The 9,008-nt window shown below is 54.0% G+C and carries 7 protein-coding genes and 1 tRNA gene; 1 reads left to right on the top strand and 7 read right to left on the bottom strand.

Annotation, left to right across the window (positions count from 1 at the left end; all coding sequences use genetic code 11):
- Positions 1–331: 331 nt before the first annotated feature.
- Positions 332–402 (bottom strand) — tRNA-Glu (locus JKG68_RS29380).
- Positions 403–501: 99 nt separating this feature from the next.
- Between JKG68_RS29380 and JKG68_RS29375 the strand changes: the two genes are divergently transcribed.
- The gene (locus JKG68_RS29375) at positions 502–738 is read left to right on the top strand and encodes a DUF6894 family protein (RefSeq protein WP_202065644.1); all 237 of its coding nucleotides are present in this window, start codon (positions 502–504) and stop codon (positions 736–738) included.
- Between the two features lie 941 nt (positions 739–1,679).
- Here the strand turns inward: JKG68_RS29375 and JKG68_RS29370 are convergent.
- The 6 genes from JKG68_RS29370 to JKG68_RS29355 form a co-directional block, all read right to left on the bottom strand.
- Complete coding sequence (locus JKG68_RS29370; RefSeq protein WP_246516029.1) at positions 1,680–2,033, bottom strand: DUF7696 family protein; 354 nt, start codon at positions 2,031–2,033, stop codon at positions 1,680–1,682.
- 1,274 nt (positions 2,034–3,307) lie between these two features.
- Entirely contained in the window at positions 3,308–3,535 is a 228-nt protein-coding gene (locus tag JKG68_RS35000; RefSeq protein ID WP_376773231.1) for a DUF6894 family protein, read from the bottom strand.
- Positions 3,536–4,326: 791 nt separating this feature from the next.
- Complete coding sequence (locus tag JKG68_RS34995; RefSeq protein ID WP_376773233.1) at positions 4,327–4,662, bottom strand: DUF6894 family protein; 336 nt, start codon at positions 4,660–4,662, stop codon at positions 4,327–4,329.
- 75 nt (positions 4,663–4,737) lie between these two features.
- Complete coding sequence (locus JKG68_RS29365) at positions 4,738–5,061, bottom strand: hypothetical protein (RefSeq protein WP_202065643.1); 324 nt, start codon at positions 5,059–5,061, stop codon at positions 4,738–4,740.
- A gap of 336 nt (positions 5,062–5,397) precedes the next feature.
- Entirely contained in the window at positions 5,398–5,838 is a 441-nt protein-coding gene (locus tag JKG68_RS29360; protein WP_202065642.1) for a calcium-binding protein, read from the bottom strand.
- Between the two features lie 516 nt (positions 5,839–6,354).
- Complete coding sequence (locus JKG68_RS29355; protein ID WP_202065641.1) at positions 6,355–8,124, bottom strand: adenylate/guanylate cyclase domain-containing protein; 1,770 nt, start codon at positions 8,122–8,124, stop codon at positions 6,355–6,357.
- Positions 8,125–9,008 lie beyond the last annotated feature (884 nt).

The following is a 9,008-nucleotide window of genomic DNA, read 5'->3' as shown; positions in this document are numbered from 1 at the left end:
TCGTGCGCCGGCACGCCATCGGGGGGAGAGGCCCCTGTCGGGCAGGCCGCGGGGCTGTTGCCGCTCACGGTGCCGGAAGTGCGGCGTCTGCTCTGGCATCTGGTGTGGGAGCGGCCGCCTTCGGCTGAGGCCGTCGAGCATTGGTCCGTCTGGCGTCGACGACACCAGCAGCGTGCCCGCGAGTGTCACTGGCGCAAGCGTACCCGACGTCGGCGCAAACCACGGCTGTAGTATTAGCCCGAACGCTCGTGGACTCACCTGTATTCTCGACAAAACCTAGGACAAAAACACAAAAGCTCCGCATATCGCGGGGCTAAGTCCTTGAAACCTTTGGCGCTCCCTAGGGGACACGAACCCCTGTTTTCGCCGTGAGAGGGCGATCTAACATAGAAAACACCCTGTTTCTATTATCTTTTTCCTGGTTACTGTAGGCAAGCCATGTAGGCAAGCGCTTTCGGTGGACGTACCGCAACGACTAGCCGCGTCAGCAGTTGTGATTCCATGCAGCGGTATTTCTTCGACACCTATGATGGCGATAAGCTCCTACCTGACGAGATAGGGGTAGAACTAGCCGACCTCGATGAGGCCGAGCGTGAACTTGCCCGGTCCCTGCCAGCAATGGCGCAAGAGACCTTCCCTAAAAGCGATCACCGCGAGTTCGCAGTTCGAGTCAGAGACGATGAGGGTAAGACAGTCTTGAAGGCTGCTCTAACGCTGGTCATGGAAAGGACCGCTTAGGTGTAAGTTCTTCAATGGGTGCTTGAGAAGCGGCATGGCTTCTCCAGACAGGAAGAGAGCCCCAGGGATGCATGACCTGAGGCTCTCAACATTCCATCATTAGGACCATGAGGCTTTCGCCACTGAGATAACTCGGCTCCAACGCTTTAGATCCCCAGGGGATCGCTTCAATTCAGGATGCCGTTTCCTTGCGCTCCCCTTCGTCACTCGCGGCGCTTCTCGGCTGGCAGGTACTCACACCCCACCAAGCATCTTTGCCCGTCTGTGGCGCTCACCTCCCCAATTCGTCCACTCTCTTGGGTGGCATTGGAAGGTCCTTATAGGTGACCCCCTTGGCGGCAGCCTTGACCACCTCCGGACCCACTCCGAACCTCTTAGCCAGCTTGGACCACTCCCAGTCTCCGACCATGTAGCACAGACGTGCCTCAAGAACCTGTTCGACCGTGAGCTTGCGACTGCTCTTTCCCATTCCGACTCACCTAGAACGAAATGAGAACGTTTCATGCGATCAACGGAGGAGTCGAGAGAATGATCCTATGGCGCTAGGCAGGCTGTGGACAGCGGGAATAATACGTAAGCGGCACTGTAGGTGGGAGCTGACGCTCCTTCTGGAACTGCTTCGTCATCCCAATTAGCAGCACAAGTTATTGGTGGGGCTCATCGTAGGGCAGATCGCCCAACCCGTACGGCGGTAGGGCCTAAGCTCAGCCCTTCTCATCCTTGGACCTGGTCGGGTTCTCCCACTCGGCTGCCAAGGGGAGAAGATGCGTTACTGGAGGATTAGCCAGACAACAATGGCAAGGGGAGCGATTGTGCCGAGGACGAAAGAAAGGGCGTTCTGAGTCATGACCATCAACCTTGATGATCCTTTATCTCACGTGCCCGCCCAAGCTTCGGTGGGAATACGCACATGAAAGTTGGGTATTAGGGAGGGTAGAGCCTTACCTCATACGAGCGTCCTGAAGCTTCTCCATCAGCGCCTTTAGGTCCTCGGCAGCCTTGAGCCCTCGAATAGCGATCACGCCACGGTCTAACGTCTTGCCGCTCTCGTCTTTCCGGCCGTTGAAGAAGGTGTTCCGCTGTTCCTTGGACATAGCCAGGACGGCCTTTGCCTCACATTCGTGCTGCCAATCCTCAGACCAGGTGCTGACAGGCTGGCCGGTGAGTTCGGATATGGAAGTGGTGTCGCGAGAGTAGGTCATGCCGAGGGTATGGCATGAAGCAGTGAAGAGAGGATTGCCATCTGTTCGATGCAAAAAGAAAGCCCCAGGAGTTCGCGATCCGGGGCTTTCCATTGTCTACCTCAATGGGCTTTGAGGGGTCAAATGACCGTAGACCAAGGAATAACTCTGGCTCCTCGCTTTAGATCCACCAGATCTTTCACAACAACACGGATTAGCCCATTCATCGCTCTTGGAAGAGGCCTAGGAGGCCCGGACACCGAAGCAAAGAGAACCCCCAGGTGATGCTGGGGGCTGAAGGTTAGGACCATAGAAGATGCTCTACCTGAGACTAACCTATGTGGAGATAGCTTGTTCCAGCGTAGGCTTAATCGTCCTGTGCTGATCTCCTGGGCCTAAAGCCCTATTGCGGAATGAGCGCCACGATAGATGGAGACATGAGCAACGCGACGCAAACGAGCGCCAGAAGCACAAAGGCGAACAGGCCAGGGATCTTACCGTTCATTCGGATCGCGCCTCCCGCTGCGGCTGCCTGTATCATCGCGGAGTTCCAACTGCTTCGATACTGGATGTTGCCCGATGAGGTTGGGCTGAGGCCGCCGTGTCGCTTGTGGTTGAGGAGGGTACCCTCGATGACTAGGCGTCGAACCTCGTTGCTTCGACCATTCTGTCCTTGATCATTGTGTAGATGCCCTGAAGTTCCTTCTGAAGAAACTCAAGGCATTCCAACAACTCAGCATCTGTCATTTGGGCTGAGGATGAGACTGAAGGACTGGAACGCTGGTCATCAGCGACACTGCGAATTTCGCCAAGGGCAGTCCTACCAATCCCAGGGGTTGCCAACCACTGCTTATCGGGGATTCGCGTCATCTCGCGGATGCTAGGGCAACGGCCCTGAAACTCGTAAAGGACGGCTGCTCTCACTCGCGGTGAAACCGACTCAAGAGGAAATGGATCATCTAAGTTCATGTAACCTTCCGCAACGCTTATTTGTACCCTATGGCTAAGGACAATCTTGTTTGTACCCTATGGCTAAGGACAATCTTGGCAGCTTGAGGGCAGGAACTAGACCTTTGTCAGGCCTCGCTATCACCGAAGGTATGTGGTTGATTTGGTAGTCATTTCTGAGGCCAAGAGTGCCTGCTCTATAGGCTACGGCAGCTCAGCGCAGATCATCACCGCGACACTCGCGGCTGTGATTGCTGATGTTAATAGCCAAAGGTCGATGGCTGAAGTTAGCTGCTTGAACAAGGTTTGCCCCTGGTGAAACAAATCGGGCATTAACGCACCTGGGGATGTTTGGTTCCGCGCTTCGTTCCCATTCTAGCCATACGTTCTGAGCGGGTTGCGAGATGGCTTAGCGATAAGGAAAAGTCGGTTGAGGCCGGTCAATGCAGTGTAGGACTGAGCGGAACGGACCACAGAAGACACCCGTCCGCGTTGACAACATTGAGCTGCCAGCCGCTCCAGTCCTCAACGATGCCGCCAGCCTCTCGCTGCAGGTCGTTTACGGTCATCATTGCCTGAGCCTTGGCACTCTCCAAGTCAGAGACCTCAATCCCCTCGTCATCAAGCAACTCCTCATGATCACTCACGAGGTGGAAGAAACAACGCATCCCTGTTCCCCAACGCCAAGCACTTAGTTGGAGACAATTAGCCACCTATGGTGAATCAAGGATTAATTAGGCGGCTTGGGAACGTGCGCCTATTTGAGAGATACATGGATCGATAGCGGCTGTAGGTTGTCCAACGACGTCCAGCCAACGTCGGGTTTGGGGCATGGCACTAAATAAGCGCGTCCTTCCTCAAGCTTCTCAACCCGGCAGGTTACTGCCCTTCTTTCACCTGGAGGACGGAACACAACGATAGTTCCTACCTGAAGGCTTGGATCGGTAGACGATGTGCTTCCTTGCGGGGCCGTCGTGTCGTTCAGAGCATCCTTGCCTGCCCTCAAGCGATCAAGAGCCGCAATAGCCACTCTGGCCCGATCCTTGTAACGCTCGTTGACTACCCGAAGCACAGCTCCTTCAGTTCGACCCGGATACCACGCGACGCCGCCAATTTTCGCGATCTCTTGGGCGACAACCTCAACTTCATCCTCAGTCATGCCACAGCCCCCCAGCCTCGGCTACTTACCAAAAAGGTAATCAATGACCTATTCTGGAGGGAAGAAGACTTTAGGCGAGTTAATAATCACAGCTATGTGATCATTGTCTTTTTTGAAGGTAAAGAAGAAGTTGAACTCAGGTTCGGCTGTCCACCTCCAGCTACTGACAATGTGTTTGGGCATTCACTACACGGGTTAAGCGCATCTACCACCCAGGCTCAGACCCTGTTTTCCTGTTGGCCAGGTCAGGCAATCCAGCAGGTGCGCCCTCGCACAAATCCATCCGAGAGATTTGCTAAGCTAGGAGTGTTCCTCCCTGAACTCACCAGCCCCATCAGTTGAGCTATCCTGGTGGGGCTTCTTTTTTGTTCTGTATCTTCGACGGCTCAATCTGCGCCTCGTCGTTGCCCTGAATGGCTCGGTCAGGAGCAGTCCACCCGCCTCGTCTACAATCTCAACCACAAAGCGATGCTGCTGGTCGGAGGGCAGATTTCCCCAATACGGGACAACCTCCATAAACACGTTTGCCACCCTCCGAGCTACGTGCTGAGCAGCCTCAAGATCAGGAAGGTTCAGGGTTTCAGGATACCTGACCCTGCTGTGCTGGTTATATAGAAAGAGATTGTAACGTGGCATGACGGCAGGAATATTAGCCAACAGCACTTTGCCAGCAATCTGCTCGAAGGAGTTATTTCAGAACGTATTCACAGGTCAATTCGCGCGGCTTGAGAACACCTGCCCTGCCGTCAGACGCTCTCTTTCATAAGCCAGAGCAAGACTCACAGCCGACCATCGGCCTTCCGCTTCACGAACCTTTGCGACCGCTTGCTCATAGATCGCCAGCGCAGCCTCTTCCTCATCAAACAGGTTGTTCAGAGGACCAAAAGATTGCTGCTGATAAGCAAGGTCGAGAGCCTGATCCAGCGTCTCACGGATCGTTGCGAGCGCATGGGCGACTTCACGACACCTAAGCCGAGCCTCTTCAAGACCCCGATAAGCCTCATGAAGAGCATCGAGGCAAATAAGGTGGGTCATATCCCCATGTTGCTTCTCCTCGTAGAGAGGACACAACTGTATAGGTTCTTGGTGAACCGGCTTTCACATGGATCAAAAAGGGCCGCTGTGCTTTGTGCGATTCAGGGGGAGGCAGGGCGTGGCCGATGCTGGACCAGCAATAGAAGCGCAACAGCGGACACTGCAATCCACGGATGCTGAACCTATCCACTCACCTCAGGCCGGGAAAACGAAGATTGAACTACTTGGCGAAGCCAAATGAAAGGAGCCTGATGGAAAAATCGTCAGGCTCTTAGTTCCTTGGAGAGAACGTGCAGTCACTGAGCTAAAGGCCAAGTTACAGACGGTTGAGCAGCCTCATCCAATCAAATCATACGCTCCAAGAGCCCTTAGCACATCGGCCTCCGTTGCGTCGGTGAAGGTGACTGTATCCTCTCCCGGAGGATCATTGCCCTCAGGCGTAAAGTACAGCGTCGTCGCGTTCGTATACCTATCGTATCGAATATCGCTGTAAGTAACTCCAAGCAGGACGATGCGATCCCCCTCAGATGGGTTTAGGTCCGTCACGAGATCATTACCGGAGTCGACCGCGAAGTAATGGGTATCGGCACCTCGCCCTCCTACAATTGTGTCATTCCCGACTCCGCCGTAGAGACTATCATTGCCGCTTCCACCGGATAGGAAGTCGTTGCTCTCATTCCCGTAGAGCGTGTCAGCTCCACCGAAACCGTAAATTTGATCGGGTCTGGTTCCGCCCCGCAACACGTTATTTCCAGAGGTTCCCAAAAGAACAGCCATCTCAATCTCCCTTAGTCACATGGTGAACAAGGCAAGCTTCGACGCATGACTCTACATACTGGGGTAGTTTGCATCCCGACAGGGACCAAGATACAGTTTGAATGACCGACATGCTGGTCGGCGCTATTCGCTCCCGCAGCTTTGTCTAATCCGAACGCCTACGTATCACCTATGGTGACGTGGCGTAGGCACTACATTACACCTCCGAGAGCAATAATGCTAACCGAAAGTCATTGGGTCGCTGCACATGATTATTAGTCAGAGTATCGGGGCTGATTGCTTGATCGCTGGCTCGGCCCACTGGTGCTCAGATTGGCCCACAGGCAACGTGCCCCGCTCAGGCGCAGTGGTATACACGATTTGGAATCGGGATGGCTCCTTCATCTACGTCGGCATGGCAGGCCGGAGCTTCACAGGAGGAGTCGAGGGCAACGGGAAGGCTGGACCTTAGGGGAGGCTCAATAGCTGCGCGGGCTGTAGACGCAGGGGCAGTAAATTCTACGTCTACATCGCTGATCATTCAGGCACCCCTGCCTTCTGCAAACCTTCGACAAACAACTCGCAGTGAGCAAAATGCCTCAGGTTAAACCGAAGGCGGCTGACAGTAATGGGAGGACCAATCTGGTTGCGGTGTTGTATATGAGCTTGAGCCTCCTCAATAAGTCCAAGGTGTCCGCAGCAGCTAATCAGTGCATTGTGATGTCCTGGAAATTCAGGAAAGGCAATGACGGATCGGCGTAGGAAGGACAGAGCTTCTGTAAAGCGGCGTTGTCCGAGCAGAGTTAAACCGTGAAAGGCTATGTATATTCCAGCGAATGTATCAAGGGGGCTCATCCGTATGGCCTTTCCCGTCTCAGTAACTGCTTCAGCGAAGTAACCAGCCCTGAGAAGAGCAACCCCATACATTGTACGCCCAAGTGCCCAGCTGGGATTAAACCCGAGAGCCCCGTTCATCTGTTCCAAGGCACGGTCGTGGTGACCCATCGTGCTCAAGTAGAAGCCATAAGTCATCATGCCCCACGGCTCGCTTGGATCAATAGCTAAGGCGTGTTTGGCGAGTTCCCCCATTTCGCGGAAGCCTTCTTCTCCAGGCCTCCAATAACAGAATGTCTGCCACCACGTTGCCCAACTGAGAACGGCGTAAGCTCGGGCATAGCTTGGCTCAAGGCTGATGGCTCGCCGAAGAAGGACTTGGGCCTCCTCATTTGATTTGCGTGTCGCCTTGTTGCTCAAAGTTAGAGCCGATACGACCAGTCCCCAAGTCGTGACACTCTCAGGCGGTTTGCTTTGGGCCCTATAGCCTTCCTCGGCGTAAAGATGAGGTTCTATGGCCGCAACCACGTTCTCTGTGATTTCATCCTGGACTGCGAAGACATCCTCCAGCAGTCGGTCGTATCGCTCCGCCCAAATATGCTTCCCGCTCTCTGCATCAATGAGCTGCCCGGTGATGCGGATATGCTTGCCAGACGTCCTGACGCTACCTTCAAGGATGTACCGAACATTGAGATCCCGTGCGACTTGACGGACATCAATCCCCTTACCCTTGTAAACAAAAGTGGAGGTACGGGAGATAACGAGAAGCCAGCGCAACCGTGAAAGGCCGGTTATGAGATCCTCGGTCATTCCGTCCGCGAGGAACTCGCGCTCTGGATCACCGCTCATATTACTAAACGGCAAAACGGCAATCGATGGCATATCTGGCGGCGACAATGTCGTATGAGGGCTGTCGAACGTAGTGTGCTGTGGTGAGGCGATTGAGACGTTATAGACCCTAATAGACTTGGCGATATTTTTTACCTGTTGCTCGCCTTTATCCTCAAACGAAAGAGGCAGCTTCCCTCTGATCTCTTCGTAGACTTTACCTGAAACCCAGATGCCACCTGGAGTCGCCAGTTGCTCAAGGCGAGCTGCGACATTTACACCATCGCCATATATGTCTCCGTCCTCCTCGATGATGATGTCCCCTATATTGATACCGATGCGCAGATGAAGAGCCTGAGATGGCTTCTGAGTGGCTCTGGCTGCGAGATCTCTCTGGATTTCAGCAGCACACTGGACAGCCTCTAGGGGGCTTGCGAACTCCGCCAAGAACCCATCACCAGTGGTCTTTACTACACGTCCTTGGTGATCACTCACTCTTGGCTCAATGATTTCCCGACGTAGGCTCTTTATTTTTGCAAGAGTGCCTTCGTCGTCCTGACCCATCTGGGTAGAGAAGCCCACCACATCAGCCGCGAGAATGGCTGCGAGACGCCTCTGCACCTTCTGTTTGCCTGAATTGATCATCTCACCGCCTAGCTAGAGATGCCGAAGAGCAATGGTGCTTCGCCAGAGGCGGTTCGTCCAGAGGTAATGTATTGCATTTTGGTAACCTAAATGCCCCAGACGTAAGGTCTCTGCTTCAGGGGCAAGGTTACTCCGGACCCAGAAAATGCCTTGTGCTTGGCATAGAGGCGAGTCTGAACAAAAATGAAAGCGCCCGTCGTCTTAGGGGCGCTCCAAGGTCCGACATGTAGCGGCAAATCAGAGGGCCGGTACTTCTCGCTTACACAGCCAAGCCTAATTTGTCTGTCAGGTAGCCGACAGTTCTGAGATCAATTCAATGTAGACATAGAAGATCTGACAGGCGGTACATTCCCGTCAAGTTTACTCATGAGGCTGAGTAGTCCTTGGTGGGTGCACAATAACCAATATGGACGATCAGGTTGCCAAACATATCAGAGAGCTGCTCTTAAGGGCGATGAGGAAAGCCTCCGATGACCTAGAGCGGTCCCGTGAGTCTGATTCGCTCAATCGGGTTGTCGGGATACTCAGGAGAGGCCCAAATTTCACCTTCGACCCGATGCCTCCCAACACGCGCTACCTTTGGTGGGATAGCGGTTCAAAGACCTAGCCGCACCCCTTCCAAAGTATCTATTTTCACTCGCCGCAGAGACAGGGAACCCTCAGCCTTACCTACCTGCTCTGAGGACAAGCTTTGCCTTTTTACTGCCAAGGTTTGCAGCCACAAGCTTCGCCATTGCATGAGTAAGTTGTTTCATATTTCCAGCGTATCTGTTTGGCTCTGCTGCATCGACGGGCGGCTACCGATGGTTAGAGCCTGTCCGAGTGAAATTTGAATCCGAGCAATGACTTGTGATTCACTGGTTGGCGCCGATTTGCGGAGGCGC

Source organism: Microvirga aerilata, from assembly GCF_016743775.1.
In the GTDB taxonomy this organism is placed as follows: domain Bacteria; phylum Pseudomonadota; class Alphaproteobacteria; order Rhizobiales; family Beijerinckiaceae; genus Microvirga; species Microvirga aerilata.
Note: the sequence above shows the minus strand (reverse complement) of the source record. Positions and strands in the feature narration are given on the sequence as shown.

Excerpts from the sequence above, each read along its gene's own strand:
- JKG68_RS29375 (WP_202065644.1), top strand. The coding sequence starts at position 502 with ATGCAGCGGTATTTCTTCGACACCTATGATGGCGATAAGCTCCTACCT.
- JKG68_RS29370 (WP_246516029.1), bottom strand. The coding sequence starts at position 2,033 with ATGGAAAGCCCCGGATCGCGAACTCCTGGGGCTTTCTTTTTGCATCGA.
- JKG68_RS35000 (WP_376773231.1), bottom strand. The coding sequence starts at position 3,535 with ATGCGTTGTTTCTTCCACCTCGTGAGTGATCATGAGGAGTTGCTTGAT.
- JKG68_RS34995 (WP_376773233.1), bottom strand. The coding sequence starts at position 4,662 with ATGCCACGTTACAATCTCTTTCTATATAACCAGCACAGCAGGGTCAGG.
- JKG68_RS29365 (WP_202065643.1), bottom strand. The coding sequence starts at position 5,061 with ATGACCCACCTTATTTGCCTCGATGCTCTTCATGAGGCTTATCGGGGT.
- JKG68_RS29360 (WP_202065642.1), bottom strand. The coding sequence starts at position 5,838 with ATGGCTGTTCTTTTGGGAACCTCTGGAAATAACGTGTTGCGGGGCGGA.
- JKG68_RS29355 (WP_202065641.1), bottom strand. The coding sequence starts at position 8,124 with ATGATCAATTCAGGCAAACAGAAGGTGCAGAGGCGTCTCGCAGCCATT.